Below are 17,391 nucleotides of genomic sequence, written 5' to 3'. Positions count from 1 at the left end.
GGCTTTTTTGTGGGCATCGCTCGGTGTGATGCGCGCGCCGATCCTCCGATCTGCGGACGCCCTGGGCTGATGTTCCATACGAGCCGATGGAGCAGTTCTTGCGGACAGCCCGAAGCGGCCATGTAGGACCGACCTTGGTCGCGAAGTTGGCAACGATTGAACCGCCCGGGTGACTGCAGTTGCAGCCCGCCTCTGAATCCGCAGGTTGCATGAGTTTCGCGACCAAGGTCGCTCCTATGGGTCTGCTGACATCCCACGTACGAAGTCGGCGCCGTGCCTGCGGTACTTTCAGGTCGTCATTCCCGACAGGCGGGAATCGCTCTTGGCTCTTGTTTTGTGGGGGCAGGGGAATTGCAGCGGCTTAAAGCAAAAGCAACGAGCGATTCCCGCCTGCGCGGGAATGACAGCGCAGTAACAATGCCAGGACGCATGAAGCCCAAACGTCCGCTATGCAACCGCCAGAATGAAAAAGCCCTCCCGGTCAGGGGAGGGCTTTTGTCATCCAATGACCTGAGCCTCAGGCTTCCGGCTTGGAGTCACGCAGTTCGCGGCGCAGGATCTTGCCGACGTTGGTCTTCGGCAGTTCCTTGCGGAACTCGACGATGCGTGGGTGCTTGTAGCCGGTGAGGTTGGCGCGGGCGAATTCCTTGACCTGCTCCTCGGTGAGGTTCGGATCCTTCTTGACGATGACCACCTTCACCACTTCGCCGGACTTCTCGTTCGGAGCGCCAACGGCGGCAACTTCCAGCACGCCGGGCATCATCGCGATGACGTCCTCGATCTCGTTCGGGTACACGTTGAAGCCCGACACCAGGATCATGTCCTTCTTGCGGTCGACGATGTAGAAGAAGCCCTGTTCGTCCATGCGTGCCATGTCGCCGGTGTGCAGCCAGCCGTCGGCATCGAGCACCTTCTCGGTTTCGTCGGCGCGGTGCCAGTAGCCCTTCATCACCTGCGGGCCACGGATGCACAGTTCGCCCACTTCGCCGGTCCCGACCATCTGGCCGTCGTCGTTCTTGACGCAGGCATCGGTGGAGGGAATCGGCAGGCCGATGGAGCCGTTGTAGTCCTTAAGATCCAGCGGGTTGATGCAGGCTGCCGGCGAGGTTTCGGTCAGGCCGTATGCTTCCACCAGGGTGACGCCGGTGACCTTCTTCCACTTCTCAGCCACGGCGCGCTGTACCGCCATGCCGCCGCCCAGGGCGACCTTGAGGTTGGAGAAATCAACCTGGTCGAAACCCTCGGTATTGAGCAGGCCATTGAACAGCGTGTTGACGCCGGTGATGGCGGTGAAGCGGTTGTTCTTGAGCTCCTTGACGAAGCCCTTCATGTCGCGCGGATTGGTGATCAGGTAGTTCAGGCCACCGAGCTTCATGAAGACCAGGCCGTTCGCTGTCAGTGCGAAGATGTGGTACAGCGGCAGCGCGGTGATGATCACTTCTTCGCCCGGCTTCACGCCGGATGCGCTGATCCACGCCGAAGCCTGCTGCATGTTCGCGACCAGGTTGCGGTGGGTCAGCATCGCGCCCTTGGCAACACCGGTGGTGCCGCCGGTGTACTGCAGGAAGGCAATGTCGTCGTGATCGATTTCCACCACCGGCATCGCGTGGCGCTTGCCGAGCTTGAGGGTGTCGTTGAAACGCACGGCGCCGGGCAGGCTGTACTCGGGCACCATCTTCTTCACGTACTTGAGCACGAAGTTGACGATGCAGCCCTTGGGGAAGCCGAGCATGTCGCCCAGGCCGGTGGTGATGACCTGCTTGACCGGGGTTTCAGCAATCACCTGCTGCACGGTCTGGCCGAAGTTGTCCACCACCAGCAGCACTGCAGCGCCGGCATCGACCAGCTGGTGCTTGAGCTCGCGCGCGGTGTACAGCGGGTTGACGTTCACCACCGTCAGGCCAGCGCGCAGGATGCCGAAGATGGCGATCGGGTACTGCAGGCAGTTGGGCATCATCACCGCGACGCGGTCACCCTTCTTGAGCTGCAGTTCGCCGAGCAGATAGGAGGCGAACTGGGTTACCAGCGCATCGGCTTCACCGTAGGTGATGGTCTTGCCGAAATTGGAGTAGGCGGGCCGATCACGGAACTTGGCTACCGACGTATCGAACACGGCGGCAACAGAGCGGAACTCGTTGACGTCGATTTCAGCCGGGACACCGGCCGGGTAGCTCTGCAGCCAGGGACGTTCCTGATTCATCTTCCCCTCCAGGAAATGGATGTGATCTAGTGGTCGGGCTCGGCAGCGGCTGCCGGCACCGTTGTCCCAGCATACCGTTCCGAATTGAAAAGGCGAAGGGATTTAGATGCTCCGAACAGTCCTTAATTGCACGCTTTGTGTACTGATTGTGCTTTCCATGGGCGGCTGCGGTCGGGAGCCACCCGAGCAGCAGCTGCGGCGGACGATTGCTGCAATGCAGGATGCGGTGGAGGTGGGGGAACCCAATGACTTCATGGATTCGGTGTCGGCTGAGTTCATCGGCAACGAAGGCGTGGACCGGGCTGGACTCGAGCGTCTGCTGAAGGCGCAGTTGCTGCTCAACAAGAAGGTCGCCGCGCAGACCGGGCCGATGACGGTGGAGATGGGCGAGGGCGGTAGTACTGCGACGGTGCGGTTCAATGTGCTGCTGGTAGGTGGCACGGGGGCATTGATGCCCGAGCGCGGTGACATGCAGGAGATGGTCAGCGGCTGGCGCTACGAGGATGGAAAGTGGCGGGTGTACAGCGCCAGTTGGAAGCCGCTGGGAAGGTAGGGCAAGAGCAAGTGCAATAGGCAAGAGCAAGAGCGCTACCCCTCCCCAACCCTCCCCTCCGCCTTCGGCGCAAGGGAGGGGGTGGTTTCGCGTGCTCGGCCAGGGTGCAGCGAACCGCTTCTGCGCCTCCCCTCCGCCTTCGGTGCAAGTGAAGGGATGGTTTTGCGCGCTCGGCCGGGATGCAGCGAATCGCTTCTGCCCCCTCCCCTCCGCCTTCGGTGCAAGTGGAGGGATGGTTTCGCGCGCTCGGCCGGGATGCAGCGAGTCGCTTCTGCCCCCTCCCTTGCGCCGAAGGCGGAGGGGAGGGTTGGGGAGGGGTGAAAAAGAACAACGCCCCAGAAGGGGCGTTGTTCTTTTCATCAAATCATCAAGCCTTCCAAGAAGTCGATCAAGCCGCCTTCTTCGCGGCCAGTTGGCGAAGTACGTACTGCAACAGTCCGCCGTTGTGGGTGAGCAGTGGACGCTTGCACGGCACTGCCGTGCGTCCGCTGGGAACGCCCCGCGTGCTGCGCGGGGCGGGGCTTCCGCCGATCAACGGTCGGTCAGGCGGCCTTCTTCGCGGCCAATTGGCGAAGTACGTACTGCAGCAGGCCGCCGTTGCGGAAGTACACGATTTCCTTCGGGGTCAGCAGCAGCACCTTGGCTTCGAACTGCTTCTGGCTGCCATCGGCCCGGGTTGCCGTGACGGTGGCGCGCTTGGCGTTGCCGTCCTGCAGGCCGGTGATGTCGAAGGTTTCAGAGCCATCCAACCCCAGGCTCAGTGCGTTCTCGCCATCATTGAACTGCAATGGCAGTACGCCCATGCCGACCAGGTTGGAACGGTGGATGCGCTCGAAGCTCTCGGCGATGACTGCCTTGACGCCCAGCAGGTTGGTGCCCTTGGCCGCCCAGTCGCGCGAGGAGCCGGTGCCGTATTCCTTGCCGGCCAGTACCACCAGCGGCACGCCGTCGGCCTTGTACTTCATGGCCGCGTCGTAGATGGCCAGCTTCTCGCCGTCCTTGCTGCCCTTGGCGTAGTACAGCGTGTTGCCGCCTTCTTCGCCGCCGAACATCAGGTTCTTGATGCGGATGTTGGCGAAGGTGCCGCGCACCATCACATCGTCATTGCCGCGGCGGCTGCCGTAGCTGTTGAAGTCGGCCGGTTGCACGCCGCGCGACTGCAGGAAGCGGCCAGCGGGCGAGTCCTTCTTGATGTTGCCGGCCGGGGAGATGTGGTCGGTGGTGATGGAATCACCGAACAAGCCCAGCACGCGCGCACCGTGCACGTCGGAGATGGTGCCGACCTGCATCGTCATGCCTTCGAAGTAGGGCGGGTTCTTGATGTAGGTCGAGTCGCCGTTCCATTGGTAGGCCTGGCCTTCCGGCGACTGGATCTGCGCCCAACGGGTGTCGCCCTTGAACACGTCGGCGTAGTTCTGCTTGAACATTTCCGGGCCGACAGTGGCGGCGATCATGTCGCCGATCTCCTTGTTGCTCGGCCAGATGTCACGCAGGTAGACGTCCTTGCCGGTGCTGTCCTGGCCGATCGGTTCCTTGGTCAGGTCGATGCGCACCGTGCCGGCGATGGCGTAGGCCACCACCAGCGGCGGCGAGGCCAGGTAGTTGGCCTTCACTTCCGGATGCACGCGGCCTTCGAAGTTGCGGTTGCCCGACAGCACCGATGCAACCACCAGATCACCGGAGGCAATGCCGGCGCTGACTTCGGTCGGCAATGGGCCGGAGTTGCCAATGCAGGTGGTGCAGCCGTAACCGACCACGAAGAAGCCCAGCTTCTCCAGCTCGGTCAGCACGCCGGCCTTTTCCAGGTAATCGGTGACCACGCGCGAGCCCGGCCCGAGTGAAGTCTTCACCCACGGTTTGGCCTTCAGTCCCAGCCGCGCCGCGTTGCGGGCGAGCAGGCCGGCACCCAGCATCACCGCCGGGTTGGACGTATTGGTGCAGGAGGTGATGGCGGCGATGACCACCGCGCCGTCCTTCAGTCGCGCCGACTGGTTGTTGATGACGATGTCGGCATGGCCCTTGGCCAGTTGCTCGTTGCCGACCGCTGCGCCGCCGCCTTCGTTGATGAAATCGGCCACATCACCGGTGCGCTGGTCGCGATTGACGGTCAGGCCCTTGAGTGCATCGGAGAAGTTGCTGTGCACGTCCTCCAGCAGCACGCGATCCTGCGGGCGCTTGGGGCCGGCCATCGACGGCTTCACGTTGCCCATGTCCAGTTCCAGCGTGGCGCTGTACTGCGCGTGCGGGCTGCTGGGGTCGTGCCACAGGCCCTGGGCCTTGGCGTAGCTTTCCACCAGGGCGATCTGCGCTTCGCTGCGGCCGGACAGGCGCAGGTAGTTCAGCGATTCGGCATCGATCGGGAAGATGCCGCAGGTGGCGCCGTACTCCGGCGCCATGTTGGCGATGGTGGCGCGGTCGGCCAACGGCAGGTGCTGCAGGCCGTCGCCGTAGAACTCGACGAACTTGCCCACCACGCCCAGCGTGCGCAGCATCTGGGTGACGGTCAGCACCAGGTCGGTCGCGGTGGCGCCCTCGGGCAGCTTGCCGCTGAGCTTGAAGCCCACCACCTGCGGGATCAGCATCGACGACGGCTGGCCGAGCATGGCCGCCTCGGCCTCGATGCCGCCCACGCCCCAGCCCAGCACGCCGATGCCGTTGATCATGGTGGTATGCGAGTCGGTGCCGAACACGGTGTCCGGGAACGCCCAGCGGGTGCCATCGACGTCACGTTCCATCACCACGCGGGCGAGGTTCTCCAGGTTCACCTGGTGGACGATGCCGGTGTTGGGCGGCACCACCTTGAAGTTTTCGAAGGCCTTCTGGCCCCAGCGCAGGAAGCTGTAACGCTCGCGGTTGCGCTCGAATTCGATCTTGCCGTTGATGTCCAGCGCGTCCGGGCGGCCGAACACATCCACCTGCACCGAGTGGTCGATGACCAGTTCGGAGGGGATGAGGGGGTTGATCTGCTCGGCCTTGCCGCCAAGCTTGGTCACCGCGTCGCGCATGGCGGCCAGGTCGACCACGCAGGGCACGCCGGTGAAGTCCTGCAGCACCACGCGCGCCGGCATGAAGGCGATTTCGGTATCCGGTTCAGCCTTTGGGTTCCACTTCGCCACGGCCTCGATGTGCTCCGGGCCGACGGTCTGGCCGCCGTCCTCGTGCCGGAGCAGGTTCTCCAGCAGGATCTTCATCGAATAGGGCAGGTGGGAAATGTCGTACTTCTGGCCCAGCTTGGGCAGGCTGCAGTAGGTGAATTGCTGGCCGCCAACGTCCAGTTGGCTGCGGGTGGAGAACGTATCGTTCATACGGCATTGCTCCTTTCTTACAGATGGCTTGCCGCGGTGCATGGGGCGCCGCGCGGGCTTTCCGGGGCCGATGGCCCGTGTGAATGCAGGTCGAGTATGGACCACGCGTTCACGGCCGGGGCAGGGCTGTGGCCGCCAGTTTAGGCAACGGCTTGTTGCGCCCGTGTAACGGCTCCAGGGCCGTCAGAGTTGGCCCGGACGGTCAGCTGCGGGCTGGGGTATGCCCGGGCAAGTATGTATAATTCGTGCATACTTCATTGGAGGTCCCATGGAAGCCACCGTAGCTGAACGCGGGCAGATCACCCTGCCCAAGGCGGTACGTGATGCGTTGGGCCTGACCAAGGGCACGCTGCTGAAGGTCGAGCTGGAAGGCAGCCGCATCATCCTGCGCAAGAGCGTGGACGACGCCATTTCCCGTGCGCGCGGCAAATTCGCGCTGGATGGCTTTGAATCGGCCGAACAGGCGGTGCGCACCGTCCGCGACGAGGCCGACGAAGCATGATCGCGGTCGATTCGCCTGTGCTGATCGAACTGCTCAGCGATGGCCCGCGTGCCGACGCGGTGGAGGCCTGCCTGCGGCAGGCGCTTGTCGGTGGCCGGGTGGTCGTCTGCGGCACCACCTTGGCCGAAGTCTGCGCCTCGCTGCGCGGTGGCGCCGAAGTACAGGAAGCATTGGAAGAAATGGGCGTCCATTTCAGCCCGCTGGAAGCCAAATCCGCGTTGCGTGCCGGCGAGATGCACCGCCGCCATCGCCAGCGCAGCGGCGACACCCGCCGCATCGACGATTTCATGGTCGGCGCACATGCGCTGCTGCAGTGCGACGGCCTGATCACCTGGAACGACACGTTTTATCGCGACTACTTCAAGGGCCTGAAGCTGATCGTGCCGCAAAGCTGAGCCCATCCATTCTCAAACCGTTACACCCGGGAGTTGTCATGTTGGAAGCCTACCGCCACCACGTAGCTGAGCGCGCCGCGCTTGGCATCCCGCCGTTGCCGCTGACCGCACAGCAGACGGCCGACGTCATCGAGCTGCTGAAGAACCCACCGGCGGGTGAGGCCGAGTTCCTGCTCGACCTGATCACCAACCGCGTGCCGGCTGGCGTGGACGACGCCGCCAAGGTCAAGGCCTCGTACCTGGCCGCCATTGCCTTCGGCACCGAAAAGAACGCACTGATCAGCCGCGAGCGCGCCACCGAACTGCTGGGCACCATGCTCGGCGGTTACAACGTCGCCCCGCTGATCCAGCTGCTGGACGACGCCGAAGTCGGCGCCATCGCCGCCAATGGCCTGAAGCACACGCTGCTGGTGTTTGATGCCTTCCACGACGTGCAGGAAAAGGTTAAGGCCGGCAACGCCAATGCACAGGGCGTGCTGCAGAGCTGGGCCGATGCCGAGTGGTTCACCAGCAAGCCGGAAGTGCCGCAGAGCCTGACCATCACCGTGTTCAAGGTGCCGGGCGAAACCAACACCGACGACCTGTCGCCGGCACCGGACGCCACCACCCGCCCGGACATCCCGATGCACGCCCTGGCGATGCTGAAGAACAAGCGTCCGGATGCCCCGTTCGTGCCGGAAGAAGACGGCAAGCGAGGCCCGATCCAGGAGATCCTGTCGCTGAAGGAAAAGGGCAATCTGGTTGCCTACGTCGGCGACGTGGTCGGTACCGGTTCCAGCCGCAAGTCCGCCACCAACTCGGTGCTGTGGTTCACCGGTGAAGACATCCCCTTCATCCCGAACAAGCGCTTCGGCGGTGTCTGCCTGGGTTCGAAGATCGCCCCGATCTTCTACAACACCATGGAAGATGCCGGCGCGCTGCCAATCGAGCTGGACGTGTCGAAGATGGAGCACGGCGATGTCGTCGAGCTGCGTCCGTACGATGGCAAGGCGCTGAAGAACGGCGAAGTGATCGCCGAGTTCCAAGTCAAGAGCGACGTTCTGTTCGACGAAGTGCGTGCCGGTGGCCGCATTCCGCTGATCATCGGCCGTGGCCTGACCGCCAAGGCGCGTGAAGCGCTGGGCCTGCCGGTGACCGACCTGTTCCGTCTGCCGGTGCAGCCGGCCGATACCGGCAAGGGCTACTCGCTTGCACAGAAGATGGTTGGCCGCGCCTGTGGCCTGCCGGAAGGCAAGGGCATGCGCCCGGGCACCTACTGCGAACCGAAGATGACCTCGGTGGGCTCGCAGGACACCACCGGCCCGATGACCCGTGACGAGCTGAAGGACCTGGCCTGCCTGGGCTTCTCGGCCGACCTGGTGATGCAGTCGTTCTGCCACACCGCTGCCTACCCGAAGCCGGTGGACGTGAAGACCCACCACACCCTGCCGGAGTTCATCTCCACCCGTGGCGGCGTCTCGCTGCGCCCGGGCGACGGCGTGATCCACAGCTGGCTCAACCGCATGCTGCTGCCGGACACCGTCGGTACCGGTGGTGACTCGCACACCCGTTTCCCGGTGGGCATCTCGTTCCCGGCCGGTTCGGGCCTGGTCGCCTTCGCCGCTGCCACCGGCGTCATGCCGCTGGACATGCCGGAGTCGGTGCTGGTGCGCTTCAAGGGCAAGATGCAGCCGGGCGTGACCCTGCGTGATCTGGTCAACGCGATTCCGCTGTACGCGATCAAGTCCGGTCTGCTGACCGTGGCCAAGGCCGGCAAGAAGAACATCTTCTCCGGCCGCATCCTGGAAATCGAAGGTCTGCCGGACCTGAAGGTGGAGCAGGCGTTCGAACTGTCCGACGCCTCGGCCGAGCGTTCGGCCGCCGGTTGCTCGGTGCGCCTGAACAAGGAGCCGATCATCGAGTACCTCAACAGCAACATCACGCTGCTGAAGTGGATGATTGCCGAAGGCTACGCCGATGCCCGTTCGCTGGCCCGTCGCGTGGAGAAGATGGAAGCCTGGTTGGCCGACCCGCAGCTGCTGGAGCCGGATGCCGACGCCGAGTACGCCGCCGTCATCGAGATCGACCTGGCCGACATCCACGAGCCGATCGTGGCCTGCCCGAACGACCCGGACGACGTGAAGACGCTGTCTGAAGTGGCCGGTGCCAAGATCGACGAAGTGTTCATCGGTTCGTGCATGACCAACATCGGTCACTTCCGTGCTGCTGCGAAGCTGCTGGAAGGCAAGCGTGACATCCCGACCCGTCTGTGGGTGGCCCCGCCGACCAAGATGGATGCCTCCGAGCTGACCAAGGAAGGCGTGTACGGCACCTTCGGCGCTGCTGGCGCACGCATGGAAATGCCGGGCTGCTCGCTGTGCATGGGCAACCAGGCACAGATCCGCGAAGGCTCCACCGCGATGTCGACCTCGACCCGCAACTTCCCGAATCGCCTGGGCCGTAACACCAACGTGTACCTGGGTTCGGCCGAACTGGCCGCGATCTGCTCGCGTCTGGGTCGTATCCCGACCAAGGAAGAGTACATGGCCGATGTTGGCGTGCTCGATGCCGCTGGCAGCGAGATCTACCGCTACATGAACTTCGACCAGATTGCCGACTACAAGGACGTGGCCGATTCGGTCAACGCCTGAGTCTGATCTGCGGTAAGTGTTGAACAGAAAACCCCCGGCGCAAGCCGGGGGTTTTTTGCTGCCCGTCGCCAGACCGCCGGAAGTGCGGGATGGAAGGTGATGTTTGAGGTGAATCTCATATACGGCTACCGGGGTGCTCACCAGAATGCCGGCCTTCGCGACGCGTTGATTTCAGATGAAACCCCGAACCCGGAATGGCCGGGTCACCGGCTTGACGCAACACCGGTGCGCACGGCGATGACTTCGCGCAGTGAGAAAGCGTGCCGCCCTACGACGATCCCGTGACAGCGCATTCCGATCTCCCTTGTGAGCGATGGAATCGGCGTCTGGCAGCCCTGAGTCGGCTCCAGTGGCGTGGCATCGACAACAACGACCTGCATCGCCCCGCGCGGGGCGGTTTCACTACCTGATGGAGCTGGAAATTGAACGACAACCGTAACCTCGACCCCTTGGCCGCCAGCCGTGACGCCGCCGCGCGCGGCATCGCCTATACGGTTCCCGTGATCGACGCCATCGTTGATGGTGTGGGCAGCGTGCAGGGGAACATCGCCCACGGTGGCTACACCGACGACGGCCGGCCGACCATCAGCGGCCGGGGCCGGCCGGGCGATCTGGTGCATGTCTACGACAACGACCTGCTGCTGGGCCGGGTGCGTATTCCTGCCAGCGGCGAATGGTCGCTGGTGCCGGTGAGACCGCTGGCCGAGGGCGCGCACGAGATCAGCGTCACCCACGAAGATCCGGATGGCAACACCAGCGAGTTCTCGCCGGTCTACCTGATCAACGTGGATCTGCACGCACCGGAACGGCCGGAAATCGACGCGGTCGCAGACGACCAGGGACCGGACGTCGGCCCGGTTGCCCACGGCGGAACCACTGATGACAACACGCCGACCCTGACCGGCAAGGCGGACCCGGGCGACAAGGTCACCATCCTCGACAATGGCAACGTGATCGGCGAGACCACGGTCGGCAAGGACGGTATCTGGTCGTTCACCCCGACCACACCGTTGATGGACGGGCAGCACGCGTTCGAGGTGATGGTGACCGACCCGGCCGGCAACCCCTCGGAGACTTCAGAGACGTACATCGTCGTGGTCGGCACCCAGGGTCCGGAGCAGATCGCAACGGTGACCGCGATCGGCAAGGACTGGGGCGTGAGTGGCACCGACCGCCTCACCAGTGATGGTAGTGCAGGGCGCCTGATGCAGGGTGTCATCAGCGCACCCTTGTTGACCGGTGAGCGCCTGCAGGTGTCCACCGACGGTGGCCGCAGCTGGGTGGACGCCATCGTTGATGGCCGCCAGTGGGCGGCACAGGACAACAACAGCCACAGCGGCAGCTGGGAGATCCAGACCAAGGTGGTGAACAGCGCCGGCAAGGCCGGTGAGGTCCAGTTCAAGGAGGTGGTCTTCGATACGCTGGTGCCGAATGCGCCGATCCTGGTGGCCACGGACGGCGCGTATGTGCGCGTCAACTTCAACAAAGCCGACGTCGCCGAAGGTGACATCGTCAGCATCGTGGCCGGCGGCCTGCGACATGATTACGTCCTGACCGCACAGGAGGCGGCCGCCGGTACCGCACGGATCAATCCAGGCATCTCGTTGGCGCAGAGCAATGTGATGGCTGCCATTGTCGACAAGGCCGGCAACGCATCGCGTTATCTGGACCAGGGCGAATACCACTATGTTGACTTCAGCGGTGCCGCAGCGGCGGATCTCATGGCGGGGCAGAGTGCCAGCCATGCGGGTATCCGCGTCACTTCGCTGTTTGATTACAATCACTGGCAGTCAAAGCAGGCCGTCAATGGCTTCAGCAGCTATGACCCCGCCATCGCCAGTGGCATGAAGATCGGCGTGATGGGATCCAGCCGCATCGACTTTCTGGAAGGTCCGCTGACGGAGCTGAAGTTCCTGGTAACCAATCTGCAGGCGGACGCCTTCGGATCGGCGCAGGCCCGCTTCTATGGCGCAAATGGTGCCTTGGTCGGACAGCTCACGCTGTCGGCCGACTGGCCAAACACGCTCAATGCCGCCTTCAAGGCACCCGCTGGTAAGGAGTTCTCGTACATGGTGGTCAGCACCGGGTACAAGCTTCCCGGTGTTAAAACCTATTGTGGTGACTACGACTGGATCGGCCTGGACAATTTCGAGATGCGCCGTGGGCCGGGCAAGCTCAATACGCTCTCGCAACAGACCATAAGCGGCACCAAAGGCACGTACTACGGTGGCGATGAGGACAACATCTTCTCCCTGGGCAACATAGCGCACCTCGCTGCAACGACCAGCGGCGGGATATCCGCAGGGCAGGGCATCGACACGCTGAAGCTGACCGGTGCCAGGCAGGTGCTGGACCTGGGGGAGATCGGGCAGAAGATCGACTCGATCGAGATCATCGACATCACCGGCAGTGGCAACAACACGCTCAGGATGACGCTGGCCGACGTGCTGGCCGGTGGTGGCAGGAATCTGTTCACCAGCGGTGGCAAGGTGCAGATGCTGGTCAAGGGCAATGCCGGCGACATGCTGGAGCTCAACGGCACTGCCGGCGGCCCGTTGCAGGGCGAATGGAAGATGAGCGGCGTGGTGCAGGTGGGCGGTGCAACCTACGCGGTGTACCGGCATTCGGCATACGACGCCGAGGTGCTGGTACAGCAGGGCGTGGAGGTGCGCTCCGGTTTGTCGATCGATGCGATGGGCAAGGATACGGGCGCGGCCGTTGACTTCGTGACGGCCGATGGCAGTGCCGGTCGCCTGCTCCAGGGCACAGTGATCTCCGAACTGGCTGCCGGCGCCAAGGTCCAGGTCTCGACCGACAATGGCAAGAGCTGGGGCGATGCCATCGTCCAGAACGGGAGGTGGTTCTTCACCGACCTGTCCGTGCATGCATCCGGTTGGAACATCCAGGCCCGCATCGTCGGTGCCAATGGCATGCAGGTCCAAAGCGTGGAGCGCCAGGTGACGCTGGCCGATGGTGTCCAGGCACCGCGGATCGTGCGCATCGCCGAAGCCGAAGACGTTTTGACGGCGACCGAAGCGAACAACGGCGTGGACATGCAGGTGTCGCTGGCTGGCAGCAAGGCGGTAGTGGGTGATGTGATTCACGTGCAGTGGGGTATTGCCGTTTACCAGCAGGTGTTGACTGCGCAGGACATCGCCGCCGATGCGGTGCTGGTCAAGGTGCCCACTGCCGTGACCCGCACCGGTACCACCACCGGCCAGGGCGTGAGCTACGACTTCGACGTGGTGGCGAGCATCGTTTCGCAGGGACTGAAGGGGCCGGCATCGGAAGCCTACCGGGTCATCGGTGGCGGGTTCTCGAGCAAGACGCTGGCCGACACCCTCAACGTGGCCGCGACCGCCGTGGTGAACGACGTGTACGACGGAAATGGTGTCACCGTGGGGACGTTCGGGTCGGCCAAGCTTGCCAAGATGGCTTCCACCACCGCCACGTTGGCGGGGTTGAAGCTGGTGTCGCCGGGCGGGGATGAGGCGGGTGCCTTGTTCACGCTGGACGGCGCGGCGCGCCGGATCTCGCTGCGCTTCTCCGGCGTGGACAACGCGGGCGGCGGTGTGCAGGTTGTGGTCTACGGCGTGGATGGCAAGCAGATTCACCGCGAGACCCTGACCGGGACACTCAGCTCCGGGCGTTACATCAAGGCGTTCACCTACAACGGGGCCGAAGGGGGCGATGTGGGGAGCTTCAAAGTGATCACCAGCGGCAAGGGCGTGACCATGGATGCATTCAGCCAGGTCGAGGCCTTGCACGTGGCTGATGCGCGTGACGTGCACAAGCTGGACGAGGTATCCGATACCTACCACGGCAGCGCGGGGAATGACACGATAACCCTCGGCTATACGACAGCCACCCATCTGGCCAGCACCGCCAACAAGGGTATCCACGGTGGCGATGGTGTGGACACGCTCAAGCTGCAGGGCGCCAGCCAGGCGATGAACCTGACCCTGGCGACGTCAGCCGGCAAGCTGAGCGGCGTGGAGATCATCGACATCACCGGTACCGGCAACAACACGCTGACATTGTCGTTGAAGGATGTGCTGGAGAACGGGCAAGTCGGGCTGTTCGGTAACCTGGCCGAGTCCCGGCAGCAGATGTTGGTCAAGGGCAATGCCGGCGATGCACTGCGGCTGGATGACCTGCTGGGTGTTGGCGGTGAGGACCTGGGTGACTGGGTGCTGGGCGGCAAACAGGTGGTCAACGGGGTGTCGTATGCCACCTACCAGCACTCCGGCCTGGATGCGGAACTGCTGGTGCAGGAACTGGTGAAGGTGACGCTGATCTGACGGACGTTTGCAGGATCCATCCTGTTGCATGAGTCGGTTTTCTGATCTGCCTGATAGCGGTGGGGATATGCAACCATAGAAAAGCTAAGCCCCCGGCGAAACCGGGGGCTTTCTTTTACTTCCGGCATCGACTTTCGGTTACGAATCGCCAGAAAATGGTCGATTCGAAATGAGTGATGCAAAAAGAACGGGATTGGGATGAAGGACATCAGTGGGATGATCGGATTTCATGGTGCTTCGAAGCCTTTCGCAAGTAAGTTAAGGCCAGTCGCTGAGTCGTGGATTGAGATACTCAGCGCTTACAGCAGGCGTGAGCCAGAAGACGCGCTGTGGTGGTACAACGAGCGCGCGACGCTTAGCAGCTTGGCGGGGGCTGCGTGGAGGGTGCCATCGGGACGGTGGATGGCTATCGAGGAATTCATCAGTGACAAGCGGGCGAGAGTTCGTGTTGCGCGAGCTGAAGGTGGAGATTCATCCCTGCCCAGAGGGCATGTGGAGAGCGGCGCCATTAGTAGCGGTCGAGTCGACCTGCACCTTGGCAATGGTCGTAGCAATTTTGCGTTCGAAGCAAAGCAGGCTTGGCAGCCGATTGGAGATCAATCCAAAGATCGCGGTGTGCAAGTGCGTAAGGCAATGAAAGGGGCCTGGAAGGATGCAGGACACCTTCTGCTGGATGAAGGGGATCATCGGCTTGCATGCACGTTCGTTGTGCCCTACATCTCTCCGACTTGTGCCGAGCGGGCTAAAGGAAACATCTCCAGTGTTGTGGAAGGCTGGTTGAAGGAGCGCGTATGGGGAAAGAGGCAGGATGCAGTCGCCTACCACTTTCCCGCCACTGCACGGAGTCTAAGGTCGGAACGAGGGTATATCTTTCCAGGCGTTGTCATGCTCATTCGGGAGCGGAAGAAGGCAGTTCGTCAACCTCGGGCTCCCTTGCCGTGAGAAATGGCGGGCCTGGTTTGTACTAAACAACGTTGTTCTGACCATGGAGTAGTCGCCAGTGAGCTTTTCCCTCTTGTTCAGCGTTCGCGGAATGCTTCGCGCGCCTTGAGTACGGGCTTGAGCAGATAGTCCAGAACGCTCTTCTCGCCGGTGCGGATCTCAACCGAGGCGACCATGCCGGGAATGATCGGCAACTCCTTGCCACCGGCCTGCAGGGCACTTTTCTCGGTGAGTACGAGCACGCGGTAGTACGTGTCGTCGGCGCGGCCAGCTGCGGCTTTCTGGTCATCCTTGAGTGTGTCCGGGCTGATGTGCTCCACCTTGCCGGTCAGACCGCCGTAGATGGCGTAGTCATACGCGGTGATCTTCACCGTGGCGGGCAGGCCGGGACGAAGGAAAGCCACGTCCTTGGGCCGGATCTTGCCTTCGACCAGCAGCTGGTCCTCCAGCGGCACGATTTCCAGGATGTGTTCGCCAGGTTGGATCACGCCGCCGATGGTGTTCACCCTGACGTTCTTGATCGTCCCGTGCACTGGCGCGGTGATGGTGGTGCGTTCGACGACGTCGGCGCGACCCACCAGGTTTTCGTTGGTCTGGGAGAGCTCCATTTCCAGCTTGACCAGCTCGGAGTTGGCATCGGCGCGATAGCGGTTCTGGCGCTCGACCACCTGCGACTTGATGTCGTTGGCCTGACGGCGCATGCGCAGCAGTTCGACATCGGACAGCAGCCCCTTCGCGGCCAGCGGCTCGGCCAGGTTGATCTCGCGGATGGACAGCGCATAGCTGCGCTCCAGTGATGCGACGCTTTCGACCAGGGCACGGCGACGTGCATTGAACGCACGCGTCTCCTGTTCCACTTCTTCGGGGAACTCGCGTACCTGTGCATCGAACTCAAGCGGCTGGCCGTAGGCTTCGGCGCGCAGGCGGGCGATGGTGGCCTTCAGCGCGATGACCTTGCTCAGTGCTTCGCGGTAGCTGGCGTTGGCGCGGGTGGGGTCGATCTTCAGCAGTACCTGGCCGGGATTGACGATATCGCCTTCGCGCACCGACATCTCGGCCAGGATGCCACCTTCCAGGCTCTGGATGACCTGCTCACGGCTGCGCGAGATCACTTTTGCCTCGCCCTGGGTGATTTCCTCCACCCGTGCGAAATGCGCCCAGGCCAGGCCGCAGACGATCACGGCCAGGACCATGTACACGACCAGGCGCGATCCCGGTGTGGTCTGCGCGAGCAGCGACTCCTGCACGTCGTTCATGAAGGCGGCATCGGCGGCGCTGATGCTGGCCTGCGTAGTGTTGCGCTTGAACCAGGCAGCCATCAGTGTGCCTCCCGGGCAGCAAGGGCAGGACGGCGGGGACGTGCCGTCGGCGTAGGTTGCGCGGCCTCCTCGCCGGCAGCGAAGGGCTGCGCCTCGTTGCCGCGCAGCGCCGCCATCACCGTGGCCTTCGGACCATCGGCCACCACCTTGCCAGCATCGATGACGATCACGCGGTCGACCAGGGCCAGCAGCGACGGACGATGGGTGACCACGACCAGCGTCTGGCCCTGGGTGGCGCGCTGCAGATGCTGCAGGAACAGCGCCTCGGTCTGGGAGTCCATAGCGCTGGTGGGCTCATCCATCAGCAACAGGCGCGGGCGTGCCAGCAGGCTGCGGGCCAGCGACACCAATTGGCGCTGGCCGCCGGAGACGCCTTCGCCCATCTCGCCGATGGGCAGGTTGATGCCGCGCGGGTGCGCCGCGGCCACATGATCCAGGCCGGTGACCGCCCGGCCAACCGGATCCTGCTGGTGGAGCAGCTGTCCTTCCTCGGTCAGACGGTAGTCAGCGCGCAGAACGGCGAGGAAGCTCTGGCTCTGTGGAAATGGCATGGATTCGACATGGTGATCACCGACTGCTGCATGCCGGTCATGGATGGCTACACGTTGAGCCGCTGCATCCGTGACGAAGAGAAGGCACGCGGTGTCAAACCATGTGCCGTGATCGGCTACACCGCCAACGTACTACCGGAGGAGCGTGTCCGCTGCCTGGATGCCGGGATGGATGACTGTTTGTTCAAACCGCTGACACTGTCGGCGCTTTCGTCCCAGTTGGCCACGCTGCAAGGTAGCTCGGTGGCCAACGATAGCGTTGCTGGCGTGACGGTGGATGGATCGATGGTGGCGATGGTCCGGGCGCTGACCGGTGATGACGATGGTCTGGCCTGCGTATTCCTGGACGAGGCGATCGACAGCTTCCGGCACGACGTGGTGACTGTGCTGGCCTGGAAGGATGATCCGCAGGTTGCGGCACTGGCGGCCTTGGCACACGGCATCAAGGGCGGCGCGCGGATGGTGGATGCGGGTGAGTCGGTGCGGGCCTGCGAACGCGTGGAGGAGGCCTGCCAGCAACACCCGCATGACCAGCAGGCCCTGGAGGCAGCGGTAAGGGAACTGGCGGTTCAGCTCGAAACGACAATTGCGCAGGCGACGGCGCTACGCGCCGAACTGGGCCGTAGTAAATGCACTGCTGTCGCGTGACGATGCAGCCGGTGCGTTGAAGGCTGTTCGGCCGCGAGGGCGGCG

10 protein-coding genes are annotated in these 17,391 nt (G+C 63.5%); 6 read left to right on the top strand and 4 right to left on the bottom strand.

Annotation, left to right across the window (positions count from 1 at the left end; translation table 11 throughout):
• Positions 1 to 517: 517 nt before the first annotated feature.
• A complete protein-coding gene (locus LR961_RS10600; RefSeq protein WP_232148860.1) occupies positions 518 to 2,200 on the bottom strand; it encodes a long-chain fatty acid--CoA ligase in 1,683 nt (560 codons plus the stop codon).
• 232 nt (positions 2,201 to 2,432) lie between these two features.
• On the opposite strand from LR961_RS10600, the gene LR961_RS10595 reads away from it, so the two are divergent.
• Positions 2,433 to 2,753 carry a hypothetical protein gene (locus LR961_RS10595; protein ID WP_232148858.1) on the top strand — a complete coding sequence of 107 codons (321 nt, stop codon included), beginning with the start codon at positions 2,433 to 2,435 and terminating at the stop codon, positions 2,751 to 2,753.
• 542 nt (positions 2,754 to 3,295) lie between these two features.
• On the opposite strand, the gene acnA is transcribed toward LR961_RS10595, so the two are convergent.
• Positions 3,296 to 6,058 (bottom strand): aconitate hydratase AcnA, encoded by a 2,763-nt coding sequence (gene acnA / locus LR961_RS10590; RefSeq protein ID WP_232148856.1) that lies wholly within the window; start codon positions 6,056 to 6,058, stop codon positions 3,296 to 3,298.
• A 268-nt stretch (positions 6,059 to 6,326) separates the two neighbouring features.
• Between acnA and LR961_RS10585 the strand changes: the two genes are divergently transcribed.
• The 4 genes from LR961_RS10585 (at position 6,327) to LR961_RS10570 (ending at position 13,886) form a co-directional block, all read left to right on the top strand.
• The gene (locus LR961_RS10585; protein WP_232148854.1) at positions 6,327 to 6,560 is read left to right on the top strand and encodes an AbrB/MazE/SpoVT family DNA-binding domain-containing protein; all 234 of its coding nucleotides are present in this window, start codon (positions 6,327 to 6,329) and stop codon (positions 6,558 to 6,560) included.
• Positions 6,557 to 6,955, top strand: a complete 399-nt coding sequence (locus LR961_RS10580; protein ID WP_232148852.1) for a type II toxin-antitoxin system VapC family toxin — start codon at positions 6,557 to 6,559, stop codon at positions 6,953 to 6,955. Before LR961_RS10585 ends, LR961_RS10580 begins: the two co-directional genes overlap by 4 nt.
• A gap of 38 nt (positions 6,956 to 6,993) precedes the next feature.
• Positions 6,994 to 9,585 carry a bifunctional aconitate hydratase 2/2-methylisocitrate dehydratase gene (gene acnB, locus LR961_RS10575; protein WP_232148851.1) on the top strand — a complete coding sequence of 864 codons (2,592 nt, stop codon included), beginning with the start codon at positions 6,994 to 6,996 and terminating at the stop codon, positions 9,583 to 9,585.
• Positions 9,586 to 10,007: 422 nt separating this feature from the next.
• Positions 10,008 to 13,886, top strand: a complete 3,879-nt coding sequence (locus LR961_RS10570) for an Ig-like domain-containing protein (protein WP_232148850.1) — start codon at positions 10,008 to 10,010, stop codon at positions 13,884 to 13,886.
• Positions 13,887 to 14,905: 1,019 nt separating this feature from the next.
• Here LR961_RS10570 and LR961_RS10565 read toward each other — a convergent pair.
• Both LR961_RS10565 and LR961_RS10560 read right to left on the bottom strand, forming a co-directional pair.
• Entirely contained in the window at positions 14,906 to 16,147 is a 1,242-nt protein-coding gene (locus LR961_RS10565) for an HlyD family type I secretion periplasmic adaptor subunit (protein WP_232148849.1), read from the bottom strand.
• Positions 16,147 to 16,698 (bottom strand): ATP-binding cassette domain-containing protein, encoded by a 552-nt coding sequence (locus tag LR961_RS10560; RefSeq protein WP_232148848.1) that lies wholly within the window; start codon positions 16,696 to 16,698, stop codon positions 16,147 to 16,149. The genes LR961_RS10565 and LR961_RS10560 overlap by 1 nt, the downstream gene beginning before the upstream one ends.
• On the opposite strand from LR961_RS10560, the gene LR961_RS10555 reads away from it, so the two are divergent.
• On the top strand, positions 16,618 to 17,346 hold the full coding sequence (locus LR961_RS10555) for a response regulator (RefSeq protein ID WP_232148847.1): 729 nt from the start codon (positions 16,618 to 16,620) through the stop codon (positions 17,344 to 17,346). The genes LR961_RS10560 and LR961_RS10555 overlap by 81 nt on opposite strands.
• The last annotated feature ends 45 nt before the right edge of the window (positions 17,347 to 17,391 follow it).

It is taken from the genome of Stenotrophomonas sp. SY1, assembly GCF_021202945.1.
GTDB lineage: Bacteria > Pseudomonadota > Gammaproteobacteria > Xanthomonadales > Xanthomonadaceae > Stenotrophomonas.
The sequence above is the reverse complement of the archived record's forward strand: the minus strand, read 5'-3'. Positions and strand labels throughout refer to the sequence as shown.

Bases quoted from the DNA above. Each gene is read 5' to 3' on its own strand.
- acnB (WP_232148851.1), top strand. From the start codon at position 6,994: ATGTTGGAAGCCTACCGCCACCACGTAGCTGAGCGCGCCGCGCTTGGC.
- LR961_RS10580 (WP_232148852.1), top strand. From the start codon at position 6,557: ATGATCGCGGTCGATTCGCCTGTGCTGATCGAACTGCTCAGCGATGGC.
- acnA (WP_232148856.1), bottom strand. From the start codon at position 6,058: ATGAACGATACGTTCTCCACCCGCAGCCAACTGGACGTTGGCGGCCAG.
- LR961_RS10600 (WP_232148860.1), bottom strand. From the start codon at position 2,200: ATGAATCAGGAACGTCCCTGGCTGCAGAGCTACCCGGCCGGTGTCCCG.
- LR961_RS10565 (WP_232148849.1), bottom strand. From the start codon at position 16,147: ATGGCTGCCTGGTTCAAGCGCAACACTACGCAGGCCAGCATCAGCGCC.
- LR961_RS10585 (WP_232148854.1), top strand. From the start codon at position 6,327: ATGGAAGCCACCGTAGCTGAACGCGGGCAGATCACCCTGCCCAAGGCG.
- LR961_RS10560 (WP_232148848.1), bottom strand. From the start codon at position 16,698: ATGCCATTTCCACAGAGCCAGAGCTTCCTCGCCGTTCTGCGCGCTGAC.